Annotated in this window: 21 protein-coding genes and 1 pseudogene; 16 read left to right on the forward strand and 6 right to left on the reverse strand. The window is 67.8% G+C overall.

What is annotated here, in order from left to right:
• Window positions 1–638 (forward strand): mycofactocin-coupled SDR family oxidoreductase (locus AC1RIF_RS27005; RefSeq protein WP_492604460.1); only part of this gene is annotated, 638 nt, incomplete at its 5' end.
• Between the two features lie 10 nt (window positions 639–648).
• Complete coding sequence (locus AC1RIF_RS27010; RefSeq protein ID WP_492604461.1) at window positions 649–1,473, forward strand: SDR family NAD(P)-dependent oxidoreductase; 825 nt, start codon at window positions 649–651, stop codon at window positions 1,471–1,473.
• Between the two features lie 114 nt (window positions 1,474–1,587).
• Here AC1RIF_RS27010 and AC1RIF_RS27015 read toward each other — a convergent pair whose 3' ends face one another.
• Window positions 1,588–2,625: a phosphotransferase family protein gene (locus AC1RIF_RS27015; RefSeq protein WP_492604462.1), complete on the reverse strand. Its 1,038-nt coding sequence runs from the start codon at window positions 2,623–2,625 to the stop codon at window positions 1,588–1,590.
• 17 nt (window positions 2,626–2,642) lie between these two features.
• The gene (locus AC1RIF_RS27020) at window positions 2,643–3,227 is read right to left on the reverse strand and encodes a TetR/AcrR family transcriptional regulator (protein WP_492604463.1); all 585 of its coding nucleotides are present in this window, start codon (window positions 3,225–3,227) and stop codon (window positions 2,643–2,645) included.
• Between the two features lie 196 nt (window positions 3,228–3,423).
• On the opposite strand from AC1RIF_RS27020, the gene AC1RIF_RS27025 reads away from it, so the two are divergent.
• The 13 genes and pseudogenes from AC1RIF_RS27025 (at window position 3,424) to AC1RIF_RS27090 (ending at window position 15,123) form a co-directional block, all read left to right on the forward strand.
• Window positions 3,424–4,206, forward strand: coding sequence for a sugar phosphate isomerase/epimerase family protein (locus tag AC1RIF_RS27025; RefSeq protein ID WP_492604464.1), 783 nt, complete (start codon window positions 3,424–3,426; stop codon window positions 4,204–4,206).
• 73 nt (window positions 4,207–4,279) lie between these two features.
• Window positions 4,280–5,143, forward strand: a complete 864-nt coding sequence (locus AC1RIF_RS27030; protein WP_492604465.1) for a CoA transferase subunit A — start codon at window positions 4,280–4,282, stop codon at window positions 5,141–5,143.
• Window positions 5,140–5,898: a CoA-transferase subunit beta gene (locus AC1RIF_RS27035; protein ID WP_492604466.1), complete on the forward strand. Its 759-nt coding sequence runs from the start codon at window positions 5,140–5,142 to the stop codon at window positions 5,896–5,898. Before AC1RIF_RS27030 ends, AC1RIF_RS27035 begins: the two co-directional genes overlap by 4 nt.
• Window positions 5,895–6,989: an NAD(P)H-dependent flavin oxidoreductase gene (locus AC1RIF_RS27040; RefSeq protein ID WP_492604467.1), complete on the forward strand. Its 1,095-nt coding sequence runs from the start codon at window positions 5,895–5,897 to the stop codon at window positions 6,987–6,989. Before AC1RIF_RS27035 ends, AC1RIF_RS27040 begins: the two co-directional genes overlap by 4 nt.
• 29 nt (window positions 6,990–7,018) lie before the next feature.
• The gene (locus AC1RIF_RS27045; protein WP_492604468.1) at window positions 7,019–7,894 is read left to right on the forward strand and encodes an SDR family oxidoreductase; all 876 of its coding nucleotides are present in this window, start codon (window positions 7,019–7,021) and stop codon (window positions 7,892–7,894) included.
• Window positions 7,887–8,672, forward strand: a complete 786-nt coding sequence (locus AC1RIF_RS27050) for an SDR family oxidoreductase (RefSeq protein ID WP_492604469.1) — start codon at window positions 7,887–7,889, stop codon at window positions 8,670–8,672. Before AC1RIF_RS27045 ends, AC1RIF_RS27050 begins: the two co-directional genes overlap by 8 nt.
• Before the next feature lie 39 nt (window positions 8,673–8,711).
• Window positions 8,712–9,161 carry an FAS1-like dehydratase domain-containing protein gene (locus tag AC1RIF_RS27055; protein ID WP_492604470.1) on the forward strand — a complete coding sequence of 150 codons (450 nt, stop codon included), beginning with the start codon at window positions 8,712–8,714 and terminating at the stop codon, window positions 9,159–9,161.
• Window positions 9,158–9,568 carry a MaoC/PaaZ C-terminal domain-containing protein gene (locus AC1RIF_RS27060; RefSeq protein WP_492604471.1) on the forward strand — a complete coding sequence of 137 codons (411 nt, stop codon included), beginning with the start codon at window positions 9,158–9,160 and terminating at the stop codon, window positions 9,566–9,568. Before AC1RIF_RS27055 ends, AC1RIF_RS27060 begins: the two co-directional genes overlap by 4 nt.
• Window positions 9,565–10,539 (forward strand): NADPH:quinone oxidoreductase family protein, encoded by a 975-nt coding sequence (locus AC1RIF_RS27065; RefSeq protein ID WP_492604472.1) that lies wholly within the window; start codon window positions 9,565–9,567, stop codon window positions 10,537–10,539. Before AC1RIF_RS27060 ends, AC1RIF_RS27065 begins: the two co-directional genes overlap by 4 nt.
• Window positions 10,540–10,572: 33 nt before the next feature.
• Window positions 10,573–11,772, forward strand: coding sequence for an acyl-CoA dehydrogenase family protein (locus AC1RIF_RS27070; protein WP_492604473.1), 1,200 nt, complete (start codon window positions 10,573–10,575; stop codon window positions 11,770–11,772).
• 50 nt (window positions 11,773–11,822) lie between these two features.
• A pseudogene (locus AC1RIF_RS27075) lies at window positions 11,823–12,860 on the forward strand (class I adenylate-forming enzyme family protein); the annotation flags it as partial.
• Between the two features lie 149 nt (window positions 12,861–13,009).
• Window positions 13,010–13,465 (forward strand): AMP-binding enzyme, encoded by a 456-nt coding sequence (locus AC1RIF_RS27240; RefSeq protein WP_511710362.1) that lies wholly within the window; start codon window positions 13,010–13,012, stop codon window positions 13,463–13,465.
• 80 nt (window positions 13,466–13,545) lie between these two features.
• Window positions 13,546–15,123: an AMP-binding protein gene (locus tag AC1RIF_RS27090; RefSeq protein ID WP_492604474.1), complete on the forward strand. Its 1,578-nt coding sequence runs from the start codon at window positions 13,546–13,548 to the stop codon at window positions 15,121–15,123.
• Between the two features lie 76 nt (window positions 15,124–15,199).
• Here the strand turns inward: AC1RIF_RS27090 and AC1RIF_RS27095 are convergent, their stop codons facing one another.
• The 3 genes from AC1RIF_RS27095 to AC1RIF_RS27105 all read right to left on the reverse strand — a co-directional run bounded on the left by AC1RIF_RS27095 (window position 15,200) and on the right by AC1RIF_RS27105 (window position 18,057).
• Window positions 15,200–15,928 carry a hypothetical protein gene (locus AC1RIF_RS27095; RefSeq protein ID WP_492604475.1) on the reverse strand — a complete coding sequence of 243 codons (729 nt, stop codon included), beginning with the start codon at window positions 15,926–15,928 and terminating at the stop codon, window positions 15,200–15,202.
• A 173-nt stretch (window positions 15,929–16,101) separates the two neighbouring features.
• Window positions 16,102–16,860, reverse strand: coding sequence for an FAD-binding oxidoreductase (locus AC1RIF_RS27100; protein WP_492604476.1), 759 nt, complete (start codon window positions 16,858–16,860; stop codon window positions 16,102–16,104).
• A 33-nt stretch (window positions 16,861–16,893) separates the two neighbouring features.
• On the reverse strand, window positions 16,894–18,057 hold the full coding sequence (locus AC1RIF_RS27105; protein ID WP_492604477.1) for an FAD-binding oxidoreductase: 1,164 nt from the start codon (window positions 18,055–18,057) through the stop codon (window positions 16,894–16,896).
• A 227-nt stretch (window positions 18,058–18,284) separates the two neighbouring features.
• Between AC1RIF_RS27105 and clpB the strand changes: the two genes are divergently transcribed.
• Window positions 18,285–20,870, forward strand: coding sequence for an ATP-dependent chaperone ClpB (gene clpB, locus AC1RIF_RS27110; RefSeq protein ID WP_492604478.1), 2,586 nt, complete (start codon window positions 18,285–18,287; stop codon window positions 20,868–20,870).
• Between the two features lie 69 nt (window positions 20,871–20,939).
• Here clpB and AC1RIF_RS27115 read toward each other — a convergent pair whose 3' ends face one another.
• Window positions 20,940–21,890, reverse strand: coding sequence for an alpha/beta fold hydrolase (locus AC1RIF_RS27115; RefSeq protein ID WP_492604479.1), 951 nt, complete (start codon window positions 21,888–21,890; stop codon window positions 20,940–20,942).
• Window positions 21,891–22,208: the final 318 nt, after the last annotated feature.

Here is a 22,208-nt window from a genome sequence, read left to right on the forward strand (position 1 = left end):
TCGGTGGCAAGATCTGCGCGTTCGAGGTGGACGTGCGGGATCAGCAAGCGCTTTCGGCTGCCGCCGATGCCGGTGTGCAGGCTCTCGGCCGGCTCGACGTCATCTGTGCGACCGCCGGCATCAGCTCGGCGGGACCCGCTGTCGAGATGGGTTCCGAACGTTGGCAGACGATGCTCGACGTCAACCTCACCGGTGTCTGGCGCACCTGTAAGGCCGGTATCCCGCACATCGTCGATGGTGGGCGTGGCGGATCGATCGTGCTGATCAGTTCCATCGCGGGTCTGCGCGGTCTGGTCAGCGTCGGGCACTACACCGCCGCGAAGCACGGCGTCGTCGGGCTCATGAAGTCGCTCGCGAACGAGCTTGCGCCGCACAGCGTGCGGGTCAACACGATCCACCCCGCGAATACGCGGACCCCGATGATCCAGAACCCGTCCACGATGCGGACGTTCTGTCCCGGTGTCGAGGAGCCGACACAGGAGCAGTTCGAGGCGGGGACGCAGTCGATGCATCTGCTGCCCGTGGCGATGATCGAACCGGAGGACATCGCCAATGCGAGCCTGTTCCTCGCGTCCGACGAGTCCCGCTACATCACCGGCGTCACGCTGCCGGTCGATGCCGGCCACTGCGTGAAGTAGGAGGAGACCCTTGAGGCTCGAGGATCTGCGAGGCCGCACTGCGGTCGTGACCGGTGCGGGCAGCGGTATCGGCGAGAGCGTCGCGCGCCACGCCGCGTCGCTGGGCATGAACGTCGTGCTCGCCGACATCTCCGCCGAGCGGTTGGATGCCGTCGCGGCCGATCTGCGGTCGGACGGTCACGCCGTGCTCGCGGTGCCCACCGACGTTCGGGACGCCGCCGCGGTGAATGCCCTCGCCGACGCCGCGTACGACGAGTTCGGTTCGGTGACACTGCTGCTGAACAACGCGGGTCTCGAATCTCTCGGTTTCACGTGGGAGGTTCCGGCCGACGAGTGGCGACGCGTCGTCGACGTGAACCTGAACGGAGTGTTCCACGGTATCCGGTCGTTCGTGCCGCGCATGGGCGCCGACCCGCAGCCGTCGCACATCGTCAACACATGTTCGGTGGGTGGCATCGCGATCACCCCGCGAATGACGGCGTACGCGGCGACCAAGCACGGGGTCCAGGCGCTCACCGAGTGTGTGTATCTCGAGTGTGCCGAGGCGTTCCCACAGATCGCGGTGTCGGTGTTCAGCCCGGGCCAGGTGGCCACCCGTATCTTCGAGGACGCCCCCGTCCACGACGGGACCGCCACCGACGCCGGGTTCTGGCGCGACCGGATCCGCGAGGGCATGACTCCGGACGAGGCCGCGAAACTGCTGTTCGACGGCATCGCCCGCGACGAGTTCTGGATCCTCACCCACCCCGAGGCGTTCGAGCGTCTCGCGTCCAAGCGGGCGCAGGTGCTGACCGGGAAACTGCGCCCCGACGCGCTGTTCGACGGTCGGAACTGACCGGCATCGTCTCGGCGCGGGCACCAAAGCGGTCAGGGCCGAGTCGCGGACCGTAGGCGTCCGGCGTGAGGACCTGATGCCCGTCTGCCGGACGCCTACCTGCCGGCCCACCGGTCAGAGCCGCTGCGCGTACTTCCACGCCTGTGCGGCGAGCCGCTGCGCCTGGGCGCCGAACGACTCGGCTGAGCGGTCGCTCTCGCCCATCGCGCCGCGCAGGGTGCGGGTGTAGACGCCTTCGACGATGCAGGCGATCTTCCACCAGTTGAAGGCGACGTAGTAGTCGATGTCCGGAACGGAATCCGGTTGCGTCACAGCGAGATATCGCTCGATCAACGCATCTCGGGTGGGGAAGCCCTCCACACGCGTGGGCGGATTCTCCAGCGCGCACACGTCGTCGTCCGGCTCCGCCCAGTAGGCGAGGAGCTGCCCGAGGTCGGCGAGCGGATCGCCCACGGTCGTCAACTCCCAGTCCAGGATTCCGCCGATCGAACCGTCGGCGGCGATGAGGCAGTTGTCGAGCCGGAAATCCCCGTGAACGATGCGGCCCGTGCCCTGGGCCGGGATTCGCTCGAGAAGTCGATCGTGTGCGCGCCCGATGTCGTCGAGGACCCGGACCCGATCGTGCTGCCAGTTCGACGACCATCGCCGGAGTTGCCGGGCGAGGTAGTCGTCCCGGTCGCTGAGTGAACCCCAACCGGTGTCGCGGGGGTCGACGGAGTGAAGATCGGCGAGTGCCTGCACCAGCGAGTCCGCGAGCGTGTGCCGCTTCTCCCGGGGTACCGCGGAACGCACCGAGTCCGGATCGCGAAGAACGACGCCGTCGATGTGCTCCATCACGAAAAAGGGCGCTCCAGTGACTGATTCACTGTCGCAGATACCCACCACGACCGGCGCGGGAACCGGTGTTCGGTGCAGCCGCTCGAGGACCCCGGCCTCGCGTACCACGTCGTGGGCGCGGGAATGTGCCATCCCGAGCGGAGGTCGGCGCAGCACCCACCTCCGGTCGGAGGCATCGGTCACCAGATAGGTCAGGTTCGAACGCCCGCCGGCGATTCGGTCGAACCGCAGCGGGGGCTGTGTCCCGGGAACGTGCCGGTCGAACCAGACGGCGATCGCCGACTCGTCGATGCCCGGATCGGTGATGCTGCTCATTGATTCTCCCTCTTCGGTCAGGGGCGGGGTCGGATGCCGTCGAGGTAGACGGAGACGACGGAATCGGCCAACTGGTCGATGCCGAACTCGGCGCTGGGGGTGAACCATCGCAACGACAGCCACACCGCGTCGCGAATGAGACCGTAGAGAACCTCGGCGGGGAGGTCCGAGCGGAACTCGCCCGTCTCGATGCCGGAGTGGATCACCGACATCCACGCGTCTTTCGTGGTCTTGGCCGCGTCACGGATCTTGCGATGAGCGTTCAGCTTACGCAGGTAGGCGCCGTTGTTCTGGTAGATCTCGGATGCGTGCGGATGCGCCTGGCTCACCCGGAACGATGCCTTGACCAGCTCGTCCAGTCGTTCGCGTGGGTGGTGCGGAGTGGCGAGGATCGCGGTGTATTCGCTGGTGAGGTCGTCGAGGTACTGCGTGACGATCAGTTCGGCGATGGCGTCCTTCGACGGGAAGTAGTGGTAGAGGCTGCCCGAGAGGATGCCGACCCCCTCCGCGATGTCGCGGACCTTGGTGCCGGCGATGCCCTTCTTGGCGAACAGGATGGCCGACTGCTCCATGATCAGGGTGTGGCGTTCGGACCACTCCATCTCTACCTCCGTGTGAACCTGTGACCCGCGCGGAATCGCCGGTCTGTAGTCAGACTATACGGCGCATCAAACATTTGCTACATTGCGGAGGCACGGCGATTTCAACACCGTTACCTGCTGCGAGTCAGGAGAGTTCGTGCATCGGAAAGAAGTGAACGGGGTGCCTGCGCAGAAGCGCCACCCTGGCGGATCCACAGTGAGTGTGTGCCTTGCCGCCACGGCACAGTGGCCCGTGGTGGAGTCGCTCGAGATGCTGGATCGGATCGGCTCACCACGGTTCGGTCTGCTCGCGGCGACGATGTCGGCGCAAGGCTGGGATCGGACCGTCGCTGCCGTCGCCGATCGCGGGCTGTCGGCCGACTACATTGCCGGCGGCATGCGGGCCATGGTCGACGACGACCGTGGCTGGGAAGACAACCTCGATCAGCTCCGCCGTGCAGTCGACGCCGCTGTCGAAATTGGTGCGCCGACTGTATGTTTCACCTCGGGAGGCTCGGGGAGTCTGTCGTGGGAGGCTGCTGCCGAACGGGCCGTGGAAGGGTTCGCACCGCTCGTCGCCCACGCCCGCGACGCGGGTGTGGGGTTGGCGCTCGAGAACACCATGTCCATTCGATCCGGGATCAGCTTCGCGCACAGTGTCGCGGATGCGGCCGAGTTGGCCCGGATGCTCGGTGTCGGACTGTGCGTCGATTTGTACTCGGCCTGGCAGGAACGCGGGCTGATGCAGACGATCTCGTCGAGTCTGGACGCCATCCGCCTCGTCCAGATCGGCGACCATCGAGTGGAGGCCACATCGGTGCCGAACCGGTGGGTGCCGGGCGACGGCCAGATTCCGCTGGCCGGACTGGTGGGCCGGGTGCGTGAACTCGGATACGACGGTCTGATCGACCTCGAGTTGCTGGGCCCGGCCATCGATCGTGAAGGGCCCGAGAGGTCGCTGGCGCGGGGGCTCGACTGGATGCGCGTACACGCGGTGTGATCGTCGCTGCGAAGCAAATATTTGATGCGACATCGAGATGTCGCAGATCGATTCGACCAAGGACGGAGAACTCGTGTCGGACAAGAGAATGTCTGGAACAGACGTAGTGGATCGGCTCAGATCGGGAATGACGATCGGAATCGGAGGCTGGGGTTCGCGGCGCAAGCCGATGTCCCTGATCCGGGAGATTCTGCGATCGGATCTGAAGGATCTGACCGTGGTGGCATACGGCGGCGCGGACGTGGGCCTGCTGTGCGCGGCGGGCAAGGTGAAGAAGGTGATCTTCGGATTCGTCTCGCTGGATTCGATCCCACTCGATCCGCACTTTCGGGCTGCACGACAGGACGGCCGGATCGAGGTGAACGAGTACGACGAGGGCATGCTCCAGTGGGGACTGTACGCCGCCGGAATCCGGCTACCGTACCTGCCGACGCGGGCGGGTCTGGGCTCGGACGTCATGCGGGTCAACCCGGATCTGCGCACGGTCACGGATCCGTACGGTGACGAGACCCTGGTCGCCATGCCGGCAATCAGCTTGGACGCGGCGCTGGTGCACATGAACCGTGCCGACATGCACGGAAACGCCCAGTACCTCGGTCCGGACCTCTACTTCGACGACCTGTTCTGCATGGCCGCCGACCAGGTGTTCGTCTCGTGTGAACGCATCGTGCCGACCGGCGAGTTGACGGCCGCCGCGCACCCGTCCACGGTGCGGATTCCGCGTCTGCTCGTCAGCGGTGTGGTGGAGGCCCCGCGCGGCGCGCATTTCACCTCCTGTGTGCCCGACTACGACCGGGACGAGGCCTTCCAGCGTGAATACGTTGCGGCGGCGAAGGATCCGCAGCGGTGGCAGCAGTTCATCGATCGGTACCTGTCGGGTTCCGAAGCCGATTATCAGCGGGCTGTCGCGGGTGAACGAGAGGCGGTGTCGGCATGAGCGACGTCACCAGGGCGGAGGTCTGCGTCGTCGCGTGCGCGGAAGCGTACCGGGACAACGGCGAGGTCATCGCCAGTGCGTTCGGCACGATCCCGGCCATCGGCGTGCGCCTGGCCCGGCACACGTTCTCGCCCGACCTCATGATCTCCGACGGCGAGGCCACCGCGGTCCGGGGCACCTGGGCGGTGGGTGGTGCCGCGACCGGTGATGTCGAGTCGTGGCTGCCGTTCAACCAGATCTTCAACCTGGTCTGGCACGGCAAACGCCACATCATGATGATCCCCACGCAGCTCGACGCGTACGGCAACTGCAACATCTCGGCGATCGGCGACCACGACCGTCCGAAGGTGCAGTTGCTGGGTGTCCGTGGTGCGCCGGGCAACACGGTGTACCACCCGACGAGCTACTGGGTGCCCAAACACAGCGCACGGGTGTTCGTTCCGAAGGTCGACATGGTCTCCGGTGTCGGCAACGACAACGCCCGCAAGGCGGGGTCGGCGGCAACCCGCTATCACGAGCTTCGCAAGGTCGTCACCGATCTCGCGGTGCTGGACTTCACCGCGGACGAGGGGCAGCTGCGCCTGGTGTCGGTCCATCCGGGTGTCACCGTCGACGACGTCGTCGCGGCCACCGGCTTCGACCTGGTGATCCCCGGTGACGTCCCGCAGACACGTATGCCGACCGCGGAGGAACTCGACCTCATCCGCACCGTGATCGATCCGCGCAACCTACGGGACAAGGAGGTTCAGGGATGACCACGGGAACGACCGATCGCGCGACACATCCGGCCCTGCAGACCAGGCTCTGCGACCTGTTCGGCGTGCGGTACCCGATCGTGCAGACCGGCATGGGGTACGTCTCCGATGCGCGGCTCACCGCGGCGACCGCCCAGGCGGGCGGCCTCGGCATCATCGCCGGCGGCATGCTCGGCTACGACGAACTCGAGCAGGCGATCAATTTCGTCAAGGACCGGACCGATGCTCCGTTCGGTGTGAACCTGCGGGCCAACCAGGAGGACATCGACCGGCGCCTCGACCTGCTGATCCGCTCCGGTGTGAAGGTGGCGTCCTTCGCGCTGGCACCCAAGCGGGATCTCATCGCCAAGCTCAAGGACGCGGGACTGGTGGTGGTGCCCTCGATCGGTGCGCGTCGGCACGCGGAGAAGGTCGCCGAGTGGGGCGTCGATGCTGTCGTGGTCCAGGGCGGCGAGGGCGGTGGCCACACCGGCGCCGTTCCGACGAGCCTGCTGCTGCCGCAGGTCGTCGACGCGGTCGACATCCCGGTCATCGCGGCCGGCGGATACTTCGACGGTCGCGGACTGGTCTCGGCGCTCGCGTACGGTGCCGACGGCATCGCGATGGGTACGCGGTTCATGCTGACCAGTGATTCCCCTGTGGCGCAGGCGGTCAAGGACGTCTACCTGTCGAAGTCGGTGAACGACACTGTCGTGACGTTGGAGATCGACGGGGTTCCGCAGCGTGTGCTCCGGGCCGGCACGATCGACCAGCTCGAATCCACCCGGGGGCCGCAGCGGATGCTGCGTGCCGTGCGCAATGCCGTTGCATTCCAGCGGCTCTCGCATACTCCGTGGAAGGACATGATCCGCGAGGGTCTCGAGATGAAGAAGAGCCACGAACTCGGGTGGCGTCAGGTGGTCATGGCCGCCAATGCGCCGATGTTGTACCGCTCGGCACTCGTCGACGGCAACGCCGAGGTCGGTGTCATGGCCACCGGGCAGGTGGTCGGCCTCATCGACGACATCCCCAGCTGCGCCGAGCTCATCGAACGCATCGTCACCGACGCGGAGGCGACGCTCGATCGCCTCATCCGCGTCGACAGCATGTAGCAAATATTTGATTGAAGGAGGAGGACGGCATGAACCAACTGAAGGATCGCGTCATCGTGGTGACCGGAGCGGGCCGCGGCATCGGCCGCGAACACGCCTTGCTGGCCGCGGCCGAGGGCGCGCGGGTGGTCGTCAACGACACCGGTGCCGGGCCCGACGGCAAGGGGTCGGATCCGTCGCTGGCCGTGCAGGTCGCCGACGAGATCACCACTGCAGGTGGCGCCGCGGTGGCGAACGCGGCAGACATCACGACGGTCGAGGGTGCACGGAGCCTGCTCGACACGGCACTCGGCAGCTTCGGCGAGGTGCACGGACTCGTCAACAATGCCGGAGTGCTACGGGATCGGATGTTCGTCAACATGAGTGAGGACGAGTGGGACGACGTCATCACCGGCCAGCTGCGCGCCACATTCGCGCCGTGTCGTGTGTTCGGCGCGCACTGGCGCGACCGCTCCAAGGCGGGTGACGACGTCAAGGCATCGATCGTCAACGTCTCGAGCACCTCGGGACTGCTCGGCGCGGTGGGGCAGAGCAACTACGGCGCGGCCAAGGCCGGTATCGCGTCGTTGACGGTGATCCTCGCGCAGGAGCTCCAGCGGTACGGCGTCCGCGCCAACGCCATCACTCCCGTCGCCCGTACCCGCATGACCGAGAACGTACCCGGCATCAAGGACATGGTCGCGAAGCCGGCCGACCCGAACAAGTTCGACGTCTACCACCCCGGCAACGTTTCCCCGGTCGTGGCGTATCTGCTCACCGAACAGTGCCCGGCCAACGGTTCGGTCTTCTACGCCAAGGGCGGCGAAATCCGTCAGTTCCTCGGCTGGCAGTACGGGAAGATCATCGACAAGGGCGCCCGCTGGACCGTCGACGAGCTGGTGCGGGAGATGAGCGGCCTTGTCTGAGCGGACCACTCCGACCCCCGGGCCTGGACACGGACTGGTCGACGGGCGCTCCGTGATCGTCACCGCCGCTGCCGGAACCGGAATCGGATTCGCGGCAGCGCAGCGGTTCGCCGCCGAGGGCGCCCGGCTCACCATCAGCGACCGGCACGAACGTCGACTCGCGGAGGCGGCGGATCGGATCGAAGCCGAGTTCGGAACGCGCCCGCTCGCCGTCGCGTGCGACGTGACCGACCAGCAGCAGATCGACACCCTGATGGACAGTGCGGTCGGCGAATTCGGGGCGATCGACGTGCTGGTCAACAACGCGGGTCTCGGCGGTACGGCGAGCGTGACGGACATGACCGACGCCGAGTGGCACTCGGTCCTGGACGTCACCCTCACCAGCACGTTCCGCGCCACGCGCTCGGTGCTGGGGCACATGGTTCCGCGTCGCAGCGGCGTGATCATCAACAACGCGTCGGTGATCGGCTGGCGGGCGCAGGCCGGGCAGGCTCACTACGCCGCCGCGAAGGCGGGGGTGATGGCCCTGACGCGGTGCTCGGCCCTGGACGTGGCCGAGCACGGCATCCGCGTCAACGCGGTGTCGCCCAGCATTGCGATGCACGCGCACCTGGCCAAGGTGACCAGCGACGAACTACTCGGACAGCTCAGCGCCCGTGAGGCGTTCGGTCGCGCGGCGGAGCCGTGGGAGATCGCCAACGTCATGGTGTTCCTGGCCAGCGAGTACTCGTCGTACATGACCGGCGAGGTCGTATCGGTCAGCAGTCAGCACGCCTGATCCGCGGTCGCGCAGTTCGTACACACACCTGGAGAGAACATGGCCAACACAGATGCTGTCGGCGTCGAGGGCGTGCCCTTCGACCTCGACGTGGAGCGGGGCAAGATCCGCGAGTTCGCGGTCGCGACCCGTTCGACCAATCCCGACTACCTCGAGCGTGAGGATGCGGTGTCCCCGCCGACCTTCCTCACGACGACGCTGCTCTGGCAGCCGGAAGACGGAAATCCTTGGAAAGCAGTGGAACTCGACGGCAAGCGTGGGTTGCACGCCGAGCAGCAGTACGAGTTCTTCGGCCCACCGCCGAAGGCCGGCACGCGACTGCGCTGCACGTCACGGATCGCCGACGTCTACACCAAACAGGGCCGCCGCGGCGGCGAGATGACGTTCGCGGTGATGGTGACCGATTTCGTCGACGAGTCGGGCACCGTGGTGGCCCGCGGCACGATGACCGGCGTCGAAACGGCACGTCCCGCAACGGAGGCATCATGACCGGCACGATGGTAGTCCCCGCACCCCGCACGATCGGTCCGGTGACCCGGACGGACTTCGTCCGCTACCAGGGTGCCTCGGGGGACATGAACCCGATCCACCACGACCAGACGTACGCGGAGGCCGCCGGCTACCCGACGCCGTTCTCGGTGGGCATGTTCCAGGCGGGGCTGCTCGCGACCTACGCCACCGACTGGCTGGGCGCCGAGAACGTGCGCTCGTTCCGGGTGCGTTTTCTCGAGCAGGTGTGGCCCGACGATGTGCTCACCTGCTCGGCGCAGATCCTGCGGGAGTACGAGGAGGACGGCGTCGGCAAGATCGACCTCGAACTCGACTGTGCCCGGCAGACCGGTGGCCTGGCCGTCAAGGCGTGGGCCACGTTCGTGACGAACGGGGCCGCGGTGTGAAGGCCCAGTTGTGTGACGCACTCGGGGAACCGGACGTCCTGCGCTACACCGACGTCGAGGATCCTGTACCCGGGCCCGGCGAGGTTCTGGTCGAGGTCCACGCCGCGGGTGTGAACTTCCCCGACGGGCTGATCGTCTCGGGCAACTACCAGACGAAGCCGGCGCTGCCCTTCGTTCCCGGGTCGGAGACGGCCGGCGTGGTCCGGGCCCTCGGTGCCGGCGTCGCCGGAATCGCGGTCGGTGCGCGGGTACTCGCGTTCTGCGGCATGGGTGGCTACGCGGAACAGGTGGCGGTGCCCGCGACGATGGTGTTCCCGATCCCGGACTCCATGTCGTACGTCGACGCCGCCGGCTTCGTCGTCACCTACGGAACGTCGTACCACGGCCTGGTCGACAAGGCGGACCTCGCGCCGGGGGAGACCCTGCTGGTCCTCGGCGCGTCGGGCGGTGTCGGACTCACCGCCGTCGAGATCGGAAAGGCGCTGGGCGCGAGAGTGATCGCGGCCGCATCGAGTCCGGACAAGCTCGAGGTGTGCCACGACCACGGCGCCGACGAGCTGATCGACTACGCCGCCGGCGATCTGAAGAGTCGGATCGCGGAGCTGGCACCGGGCGGAGTGGACGTCGTGTACGACCCGGTCGGTGGCGACCAGGCCCAGGCCGCCGTCCGGGCACTGGCTTGGGGCGGAAGATATCTCACGGTCGGATACGCGTCGGGCGACATCCCGAAGGTGGGCATGAACCGGCTGCTCGTCAGCGGTGGTGCGCTGCACGGAGTGCTGTGGGGTGCGTGGGCCAAACGCAACCCGGACCGCAACGCCGAGAACATGCGTCGACTGTTCGACTGGTACGACCGCGGCGAGCTTCGCCCGCACGTCAGTGAGACCTACCCGCTGGCCGAAGCGTCCGCGGCGCTGGACGTCGTGATGGGCCGGCGCGCCCGCGGCAAGGTCATCCTGACGAGCCGGTGACGGCCGAGCCCCAACAATCTCGAGGAGCACGAAATGGATCTTTCACCGAGCCCGGAAGCCCGGGACATCATCAAACGCCTCGAGGCGTTCATGGACAAGTACGTCTATCCGGCGGAGCCGGTGTACGCGGAGCAGTTGGAGGCGTCCGGTCCGCGCAGCCACGTCCTCCCGCCGATCGTCGAGGAACTCAAGGCCGAGGCCCGCCGCCAGGGTATGTGGAACCTCTTCCTGCCGGCACTGTCCGGGCTGACACACCTGGACTACGCGCACATCGCCGAGGTCACCGGTCGTTCGCCGTACATCGCACCCGAGGCCCTCAACTGCTCCGCGCCGTCGACCGGCAACATGGAGATCCTCCACATGTTCGGCACGGCGGAACAGAAGGAGCGGTGGCTCGCACCGTTGCTCGACGGACGGATCCGATCGGGCTTCGCGATGACCGAGCCCGACGTCGCGTCGTCCGATGCCCGGAACATCTCCACGTCGATCGTGCGGGACGGCGACGACTACGTGATCAACGGCCGGAAGTGGTGGACCACCGGTGCGGCCGATCCGCGCTGCGAGATCCTGGTGCTGATGGGCAAGACGGATCCCGACGCGGAGCCGCACCGTCAGCAGTCGATGATCCTCGTACCGGTCGCGACACCCGGCGTCGAGATCGTCCGATCGCTGCCGATCTTCGGCTATCACGATCAGCAGGGGCACGCCGAGATCCGGTTCACCGATGTGCGAGTCCCGGCCACCAACATGCTCTCCGGCGAGGGGGAGGGCTTTGCGATCGCGCAGGCGCGTCTCGGGCCGGGCCGTATCCACCACGCGATGCGGTGCATCGGGATGGCCGAGCGTGGACTCGAGCTCATGGCGCGGCGGACCATGGCGCGCAATGCCTTCGGCGGCCCCATCTCCGATCAGGGTGTGGTGCGTACCTGGATTGCCGAGTCGCGCATGGAGATCGAGCAGGCCCGCCTGCTCGTCCTCAAGACGGCATGGATGATCGACCGCGTCGGTGCCAAGGGCGCACAGATCGAGATCGCCGCGGTGAAGGTGATCGGTCCGCGGGTGGCCAGGTCGGTGCTGAACCGGGCGATCCAGTGCCACGGCGGCGGCGGTGTCACCGACGACTTCCCGATCGCGCGCATGTGGGCGAGCGCCCGCATCCTGGGCATCGCCGACGGACCGGACGAGGTGCACATCCGGAGCGTCGCCCGCTCCGAACTGCGGAAGTATCGGTAAGTCCGTTGAGCGGCGGGAACCGCGAACGAGGGCCGGCGCGGGACACGATCGTGCCGGGTAGCTTCGCGACGACACCGGAGAGCCACCGAGATCTCTCCGTCAGCGACGTCGTCCGTGCATGGGCGCAACGGATTCCCGACGGGACGGCGTTCGTCACGGCGACGCGATCGACAACCTGGCGGGACTACGACCGTTCGGCCGACGCCGTGAACCCAACCCTCCGCCGGATCCCTCACGCAGGAGAAGGGCCGCCCGTGGCCCTTCTCCTGCCGGACACGGCGAGTGTGCATGCCGCGCTGTGTGGTTGCTTCCGGGCGGGCCGCGTCGCGGCGGCCGTCGGGGTGCGCTCCGGGGTGCGGGAAGTGGCACACATCATGCGCCGCACGGGCGCGCAGGTACTGGTCACCGCGCCGTCGATCCGCGGACGCGCGTGGCGCGACCTCGTCGACGAACTGCGTGAACAGGACGTGTTCCCCGCGGATGTGGTGGTGATCGACGAGGCCGCCGACACCGTCGTCCGCCATCGGATCGGTGATGCGGACTCCACGGACCCGGTGATGCCCGGTCCACCGTTCACCACGGCGGACGTGACGATCCTGAACTCGACGTCGGGTACCACGGGCCTGCCGAAAGTGGTGGCCCACGACGAACGCAAGTGGATCGAGTTCGCGCGGGAAGCGATGCTGGGTGGCCGGATCGGACCGGACGACGTGGTCTGCTCGGTCGTTCCGGCACCGTTCGGATTCGGTTTGTGGTCGGCGCATTTCCTCCCGACCCTCCTCGGCGTTCCCGCGGTGGTGACGGACCGGTTCGACGTCGACGAGATGGCGATGCTGATCGAACGCGAGCGAGTCACCGTGCTGTGCTGTGTCAGCACGCAGTTCAAGATGCTGCTGCGCTCGGACGCGATGCGGGACCGCGACCTGTCGAGCCTGCGCGTCCTCTACACCGGAGGCGAACCCGTTCCGTATCGCGACGCCCTGGCATTCGAAGAACGCACGGGGGCATCGGTTCTGCAGTTCTACGGGTCGAACGAGGCGGGGCCCGTGAGTCGGACCACGCTCGACGACGACGTCGAGACCCGGCTGGGCACCTGCGGTCACGTCCTCGAGTCGATGAACATCCGAGTGCTGGACGACACCGGCGTGGCCAGCCCGCGGTGCGTGGCCCACTCGTCTCGGCCGGCTACTGGGGTGATGCGTCCGCGAACGCCGAGCTGTACACCGACGACGGCTGGATGCTGCTCGGTGACGTCGTGGAGATCGACGAGGCGGGCCGGGTGCGGGTGGTCGGACGTAAAGCCGACTTCATCATCCGGGGCGGCAAGAACATCTCGATCGTGGAGATCGAGACACTCGTTCGCGGCCACGAAGCGGTGTCCGACGTCGTCGTCGGGGTTCCCGACGATGTCTACGGTGAACGGGTCTGTGCTGTGGTCGTTCTGGGAGAGGGGCGGCATCTCGACACCGAACTGTTGGCCGGCTGGCTGCGGTCTCAGGGGGTGACGGCGGAGTACATGCCCGAGTACCTGGTCGCCGTCGATCGGCTGGCCATGGGGCCGGGTGGCAAGACGGATCGGCGGGCGGCGGCCGAAACCGCCGAGGCGCTCGTCTCGGGTGACGGCGGCGAACGGGGCGAACCGGCGGGTGTAACAGGTTCCAGTTCTGCTGAAATCCGGTTATCGTGTCGGTGACCCGGACCACACAGGCCGACCGTGGCGCGACCGGCGCTCGCAGCGCCGCGTCCGCGTCCGCGCGCGAAGAAGGAACACACATGACCGACGAGTTCACCGACGTTCTCCACCGCCCCCGCTACCTGGCGGACCTGCTCATCACCGCGCTGGATCGCAACGCGGACCGGCCGGCGCTCTACCTCGGAGACGTCGTGCTCACCGGCGGCCAGATGCGCGACCAGATCAGCTGTTTCGGGCAGGCGCTCGAATCGCTCGGCATCGGTAAGGGTTCCACCGTCGCGATGCTGTCGAAGAACCGTCCCGAGGTCCTCATCAGCGTCGGTTCGCAGATGATCCTCGGTTGCCGCAACACGGCGCTCGCGCCGATGGGCTCGGTCGACGACCACAGCTACATCCTGGGCGACGCCGAGATCGAGACATTGATCTTCGATCCGACCGCGTTCGAGGGCCGCGCCGCGGACCTGAAGGCCGCGGTGCCGTCGCTGAAGAACCTGTTTTCGCTCGGTCCGTCCGAGGTGGGCATCGACATCCTCGCGCTGGCCGCCACGTTCACCCCGCGGCCGCTGGTGGCAGCGGACGTCGACGGCGACGACCCGTCGAGCATGGTCTACACCGGCGGCACCACCGGCAAGCCGAAGGGCGTGGTCAACACGTTCCGCTCCGGTGTGACGCTGCCGCAGATCCAGATGGCGGAGTGGCAGTTCCCGGACGAGATGCGCTTCCTGGCCTGCACTCCGCTCTCGCACGCGGGCATGGCGTTCTTCGTGCCCACGCTGATGCGTGGTGGTTCGCTGGTCGTGCTGCCGGCATTCGAGCCGGGCGCCGTCCTCGAGGCGATCGAGAAGTACAAGATCACCTCGACGATGTTGGTGCCCACCATGATCTACATGCTGCTGGACCACCCGGATCTGCAGACCCGCGACGTCTCCAGCCTGCAGACGCTGTTCTACGGTGCCGCCGCGATGTCGCCGTCCCGCCTGCAGGAAGGCATCGCCGAACTCGGGCCGATCTTCTTCCAGTACTTCGGTCAGAGCGAGTGCGGCATGACGATCACCGTCATGCGCAAGGAGGAGCACGACCCGGAGAACGTCGAGCGGCTCGCGTCGTGCGGTCGCCCGGTCCCGTGGCTGGACGTGCGCCTGCTCGACGACGACCTGAACGAGGTGCCCCGCGGTGAGCTCGGCGAGATCTGCGTCCGCGGCCCGCTGGTGATGAAGGAGTACTGGAAGAAGCCGGACGAGACCGCCGAGGCTTTGCGCGGCGGCTGGCTCCACACCGGCGACATCGCCCGCGCCGACAAGGACGGCTTCCTCTACATCGTCGACCGCAAGAAGGACATGATCGTCACCGGCGGCTTCAACGTGTTCCCGCGCGAGATCGAGGACGTCATCTCCGGGCACCCCGCGGTCGCGAGCGTCGCGGTCGTCGGAGTGCCCGACGAGAAGTGGGGTGAGGCCGTCAAGGCGTGCGTCGTGCTGCGCGACGGTCAGACCGTCGAGGCCGCCGACCTCGTCGAACGCGTCCGGTCGGCAAAGGGTTCCGTGCACGCCCCGAAGTCGGTCGACTTCGTCGACACGCTGCCGCTCACCCCGCTCGGCAAGCTCGACAAGAAGGCGCTGCGCGCGCAGTTCTGGGAAGGCGCCGCGCGCTCGGTGTGACAAGCGCTCGGGATGACGAGAACGCCCGGCCGACGAGAATCCGTCGGCCGGGCGTTTCCGTGTCGGTGTTCGTCGGTCAGCTACCGACCACCGCGCCGAAGATCTTGCCGAAGTCGATGCCGTTGATCACGTCGCTGATCGACCCGGTCGGGTCGGTCAGGGACCCGAACATCGAGGTGCTGGCCGTGCTGACCGAGCCGAGGCCGGCCGAATCGAGGCTGCCGTTCGCCGACTCGACCGGGTTCTTGGCCCGCACCTTCACGCAGGCGCCGTTCGTCGGCCACTCCTGGCTGTTCCAGCCGACGGGCTTGGCCTGCACGCCGCTGACCAGTTCGGTACCGGCCTGGGCGTCGTCGGAGACGCGGTAGGTCATCTCGAGGATCGCGTAGTTGCCGCCGGTCATTTCCCAGTAGCCCTGGGTCTTTTCCCAGTACAGGTTCTTGGCGGGATCGTTGTTCAGTTCGGTCGGGCCCCACTTCTGGCCTCCGTTCACGTACCAGACGTTCAGCCGGGAGCCGTCCAGCGTCAGTGCCGGGTCGTGGAACTGCCCGATCTCCTTGAGCATCCAGATTCCGCTGCCCCGGCTCACCTTGGTCTGGTAGGTGACGGTGCCGCCGGGTGCGACCTCGGCCTTGTCGACGGTCTGCTGGACGACGATGCCGTCGGCGCTGAAGTTCTTGGTCTGCTGGCAGGTGGCTTCCTGGGCAGCGGCGGTTCCGGCGCCGAGGGAGACGGTCATGCCGGTGGCGATCATCGCGGCACTGGCGCCGGCGGCGGCAGCTCGTCGTAGCGTCGTACGGTTCACGGAAGAGCTCCATTCGATCGGGATTAGGTGTCGGCTGCTGCAGTCATCAGGACGCGTACCGCACCGCATCACCTGGAGCCGTACCCCCGAACGCGTCCTCGCTGACTATATGGACGCCCGTCCAGACCTGCAGGAGATTCGTTCATTTCTCGCCCGGCATTCCCGGCGCACCGCTAGTCGAGCGGGTCGAACCGGATGGCGTCGGCGGGGGTCCCGGTGGCGATCAGACGATCTCGCGTGGTCCGCACCATCGCGGGCGACCCGCACACGAGGACCTGGTGGTCGACGAACGCGCCGTGCTCGGCAACGACCTCGGCGAGCGTGCCCTCGAGCAGGTCGTCCTCGTGGAAGTTGACCGGGCCGACCTCGGCGACGATCCGGGCGTACCACTCGTCGTTCGTTCCGGGGTCGGTGACGTCCTCGACGACCGGAACCGTGGTGAGCCACGGCAGTTGCCGCGTCAGGATCCACAGCATGTCCGACGCGTACAGGTCGGCGGCAGTGCGGCCACCCACGAACAGGTACACCTGCGGCGGATTCTCGACCTGCGTGAGATCCAGGATGATCGAACGCAGCGGGGCGAGGCCCGTTCCTCCGGCCACCATCACGACGGTCGGCCCGTTCTCGTCGACCGTGAGTTCGCCGCGCGGCGTGGAGATCTGCCACTGGTCGCCGGGGCGCGTGTCCTCGACGATGCTGCGACTCACCCAGCCGCCGGGGACGGTGCGGACGTGGAACTCGAGCTTGCCGTCGAGCGACGGCGGCAGCGCGGGGGACAGGCGTCGGGGCAGGCGCGGATGCCCAGGCACGCTCACATCCACGTACTGTCCGGCTCGGAACGGCACGGACTCACCGATCAGGCGCACCACCGCGAGGTCGCGGCGCAGGCGGTGGTGTTCGACGACGGTTGCGGTCCAGGAGGGTTGCTGCATTCCGCCATTGTTCCCCGTTCGGGCAGCAGAATGTCAGCGCAGCGGATCGTAGGAGATCGCCGACGCCGGTGTGCCGGTCCGCTGCAATGCGTACGCGGTGGTCTTCACCATGGCCGGGGAACCGCAGATCTGCACCTGTCGGTCTGCCCAGGTTCCGAACTGGCCCACCACCCGGCCCAGCGGACCGAGGAGACGCTGGTGCAGTCCCGGTGGCGGTTCGGGGCTGGGATACGGGTGCCACCAGGGGTTCTCGGCTTCCTCGGTCACCGGCACGACCGTGAGCCACGGGTTGCTGAGCGACAGGTGCCACAGCGTCTCGATGTCGTACAGGTCGCACGGGTACGTGCCGCCGACGAACAGGTGCACCCGCGGGTTGACGCCGCGGTGAGCCATGTCCATGATCTGTGCGCGCAGCGGGGCGAGTCCGGTGCCGCCGGCGATCATCAGCACGTCCTTCCCGGACTCGCGGTCCACGTGGAGACCGCCGAGTGGGGAGCTGAGCTGCCAGCGGTCGCCGACCGCGGTCTCGTTGACCATCGCGGGGCTCACCCACCCGCCGGACACGCGTCGGACATGGAACTCGAGCTGCCCGAACGGGTTGGTCGGCATCGCCGGTGACAGGTACCGCCACATCTGCGGCCGCTGCGGGATCTGCACGCTCACGTACTGGCCGGCGGCGTACGGGATCGGCGAGTCGCACTCGAGCCGGATGACCGCGAGGTCCCGCAGCACCCGCTCGTGGCTGACGACGGTCGCCCCCCACAGCGCCGGGAAGTCGTCGGCGTCGGCCGCGTCGGACATCGTGGTGGTGATCAGCGCGATCAGCTCCCGCCACGCGGCGTCGCTCTCCGGGCTCCACGGCTCGTCGGAGTCGACGTCACGCACCGCGTCGAGCAGCGCGTTGCCCGCCGCGGCGTAGTGCTCGCGCTCCACGCCGTACTTGCGGTGGTCGCGGCCGAGTTGGGCGAGGAACGGCAGCAGCCGATCGGTGTCGTCGAGGCCGCGCACGATGAACTCGACCGCCGAGACGAGCTTGGCGCGCTGCGCGTCCATGCCGGCGGGGAACAGCGACCGGCATTGGGGCAACCGTCCGAAGAATTGGGTGTAGAAGGTGCGGGCGAAGCGGTCGCGGTGGTCCGGGGACGTGGTGACGGTAGTGAAAAGTGAGCGGATGAGCCCGATCTCGGCCGTGTCCACGTCGTCCTCCCTCGCGTGTTCCGTGGCCCGGGCGTGGGAAACCGACCGGCACCGCCTACCAGTGTGCACGGGATGTCCCGCCGCGCTGCTGACGGGTGGTGACCGTAGAAACTTGAAGTTGAGCGGAACAGACTCAAGGTTTCGTTCGTTGAGGAGAACGACAGCCGCGCGGAAATCCTCCGACACGGCACAATGATCTTGTTCGTTCGTCGCAAGGAAGGTGACCAGTGGACTCGTTCTCTCCCACCACCAAGACCCAGGCCGCGCTGACGGCTGCGCTGCAGTCGGCGTCGGCGGCGGGCAACCCCGACATCCGTCCCGCACACCTGCTGGTCGCGCTGCTCGACCAGACCGACGGCATCGCCGCGCCGCTGCTCAAGGCCGTCGGCGTCGATCCGACCATGGTGCGGCACGAGGCCCAGGTCCTGGTCGACCGGCTACCGCGGGCCACCGGTGCCACCACGCAGCCGCAGCTCGGACGCGAGGCGATCGCGGCGATCACCGCCGCGCAGCATCTGGCGACGGAGTTGGACGACGAGTACGTCTCCACCGAGCACGTCATGGTGGGTCTCGCTGGGGGACTGGGTCGCTCCGCAGGCTCCGCTCCTGCCGGAGACTCGGACGTCGCCAAGCTCCTCGTCGGCCACGGTGCCACCCCGGAGGCGCTGCGCGACGCGTTCACCGCCGTCCGCGGCAGTGCCCGCGTCACCAGCCCGGACCCGGAGGGCACCTATCAGGCGCTCGAGAAGTACTCGACCGACCTCACCGCGCAGGCCCGCGAGGGCAAGCTCGACCCGGTCATCGGCCGCGACACCGAGATCCGGCGCGTCGTGCAGGTGCTGAGCCGTCGCACCAAGAACAACCCGGTGCTCATCGGCGAACCCGGCGTCGGCAAGACCGCGATCGTCGAGGGCCTCGCGCAGCGCATCGTCGCCGGCGACGTCCCGGAGTCCCTGCGGGGCAAGACCGTCATCTCGCTCGACCTCGGGTCGATGGTGGCCGGTGCCAAGTACCGCGGTGAGTTCGAGGAACGGCTCAAGGCCGTGCTCGACGACATCAAGAACTCGGCCGGCCAGGTCATCACCTTCATCGACGAGCTCCACACCATCGTCGGCGCCGGCGCGACCGGCGAGTCGGCGATGGACGCCGGCAACATGATCAAGCCGATGCTCGCCCGCGGCGAGCTGCGGCTGGTCGGCGCCACCACGCTCGACGAGTACCGCCAGTACATCGAGAAGGACGCCGCGCTCGAGCGTCGCTTCCAGCAGGTCCTCGTGGGCGAGCCGTCGGTGGAGGACACCGTCGGCATCCTGCGCGGACTCAAGGAGCGGTACGAGGTGCACCACGGTGTGCGCATCACCGACTCCGCGCTCGTCGCCGCCGCGACCCTGTCGGACCGCTACATCACCTCGCGCTTCCTGCCGGACAAGGCCATCGACCTCGTCGACGAGGCCGCGTCGCGTCTGCGCATGGAGATCGACTCGCGTCCCGTCGAGATCGACGAGGTGGAGCGCGTGGTGCGTCGTCTCGAGATCGAGGAGATGGCGCTGACGAAGGAGACCGACGCGGCATCCAAGGAGCGGCTCGAGAAGCTGCGCGAGGAACTCGCCGACCATCGGGAGAAGCTCCGCCAGCTCACCGCCCGATGGCAGAACGAGAAGAACGCCATCGATTCGGTGCGCGAGGTCAAGGAACAGCTCGAGGCGCTGCGCGGCGAGGAGGAACGCGCCGAACGCGACGGCGACCTCGGCAAGGTCGCCGAGCTTCGCTACGGCCGGATCCCCGAGCTGCAGAAGCAACTCGATGCCGCGGCCGCCGCATCCGACGGCGCATCCGACGGTGCCGTCATGCTCAAGGAGGAGGTGGGTCCCGACGACGTCGCCGACGTCGTGTCCGCGTGGACCGGCATCCCCGCCGGCCGCATGATGGAGGGTGAGACCGCCAAGCTGCTGCGCATGGAGACCGAACTCGGCAAGCGCGTGGTCGGGCAGGCGGACGCGGTGCAGGCGGTGTCGGACGCGGTGCGCCGCGCCCGGGCCGGCGTCGCCGACCCCAACCGGCCCACCGGCTCGTTCCTGTTCCTCGGTCCCACCGGCGTCGGCAAGACCGAGCTCGCGAAGGCGTTGGCGGAGTTCCTGTTCGACGACGAACGCGCGATGGTGCGGATCGACATGTCCGAGTACAGCGAGAAGCACTCGGTGGCGCGGCTCGTCGGTGCGCCCCCCGGCTACGTCGGCTACGAGTCGGGCGGACAGCTCACCGAGGCGGTGCGCCGCCGGCCGTACACCGTCGTGCTGTTCGACGAGGTCGAGAAGGCGCACCCGGACGTGTTCGACATCCTGCTGCAGGTGCTCGACGACGGCCGCCTCACCGACGGTCAGGGCCGCACGGTCGACTTCCGGAACACGATCCTGATCCTCACCTCCAACCTGGGTGCCGGCGGCGATCGTGAACAAGTGATGGCGGCGGTGCGCGCGGCGTTCAAGCCGGAGTTCGTCAACCGGCTCGACGACGTCGTCGTCTTCGATCCGCTGTCGGAGGAGCAGCTCGAGTCGATCGTCGACATCCAGCTCGACCAGCTGGCCTCGCGCCTCGCGGCCCGGCGGCTCACGCTGGAGGTGTCGGACTCGGCGCGGTTCTGGCTCGCGGTGCGCGGCTACGACCCGCTGTACGGCGCGCGCCCGCTGCGTCGCCTCATCCAGCAGGCGATCGGCGACCAGCTGGCCAAGCTGCTGCTCGCGGGCACCGTCCGTGACGGCGACACCGTGCCGGTGACCGTCTCCGAGGACGGCGACCACCTGGTCCTCGGCTAGGCGCTTCGCGCCCGTGCGCCTTTTTGGTAGCTCGCCCTACCGAAAAGGCGCACGGGCCGCAGGCCTGGGTCAGCCGGTGAACGGCGGGACGAAGAAGCACGGGACCGGGCGCGGATGCTCCGGATCGAGTGCGTTGAGCACGTGGGTCGCCGCGATCGGATCCGCGGCGATGCCCGCGTGTTCGGCGTAGTCGAGCGAACAGCCGTCCTGTACGACGATGTTGGTGGCGTTCGGGGCCTCGACGAAGCCGGCCGTGTACGGCACGACGGCCTCGTCGTAGCGGGTCATGATGTTGGTGTACGTCACCTGCGGGACGTAGGGCCCGCCCTCGTTCATCTTGTTCATGAAGTCGGTGCCGGCCGCCATCTGGAAGCAGGCCCCGCACAGCTTCTCGACCGTATCCGCCTGTACCTGCTGAAGACCCGCCCGCTTGACCGCCGGCGCCAGCTGCGAGACGCCCAGTGCGTCGACGCCCTTCCACAGGGGCGCGAGCGAGACGTACTTGTCGACCTTGTCGGCGCCGCCGAGGAACTTCAGGTAGTAGCTCGGCATCAGCGTGCCCTGCGAATGCCCGATAATGTTCACCTTCTTCGCCCCGGTGGCAGCGAGCACCCGATCGACGAAGGCGCCGAACTGCTGCGCGCTCTGCTCCATCGGAAGCATCCCGCCGATCGCAGTCAACGGCCACGGCACGCCGGGCGCGGTGCCGTAGGTCAGCGCGAACACGCAGTACCCCTCGTTCGCGAGCAGCGGCGCGTACTTGCCCCAATTGGTCTGCTGTCCACCGCCGGTGCCGTGCACCAGGATCACCGGTTCGGGGTGCTCTGCCGTCGGCTTGCACGAGAAGTCGTTGGAACCGGGGAGCGATCCGGCGGGATTGAGGAGTTCCGGTGGGATGCCGGAGAAGAACCCGTCCGGTACCGGCAGCGGCGGTGAGGGGACAGCGGACGCTGCTCCGCCCGTGCCGATCAGGAGTGCTCCCGTAACCGCGATCACCAGTCCTGCGAACAACTTTCGCACGCCGTGCCCCTTCGTCCGATATGCCTCCCGACTGCTCGAGGAACCTAACACGAGCGGTACCGTCCGTAACGTGAAAATCGTGGACTGAAACACATACGCCCCGATGTCGGGTCGATTCCTCGCGATGCCGTCCCCGTTGCCGGCCGTGCGGTCGGGGTAACCGTTCCGAGCCCGGCTTCGGATACTCGTCGGCCCCGGCACCTGGGAGAGGGTGCCGGGGCCGACGAGTTGGGCGGACAGACTCACCCTTCGAGGATGGCGAATCCCTTGTATCCGGATTCGGCGACTTCGGCGATGATCCGGCTGTAGACGGCGAGG

The organism is Prescottella sp. GW823-FHT02E09 (assembly GCF_058797375.1).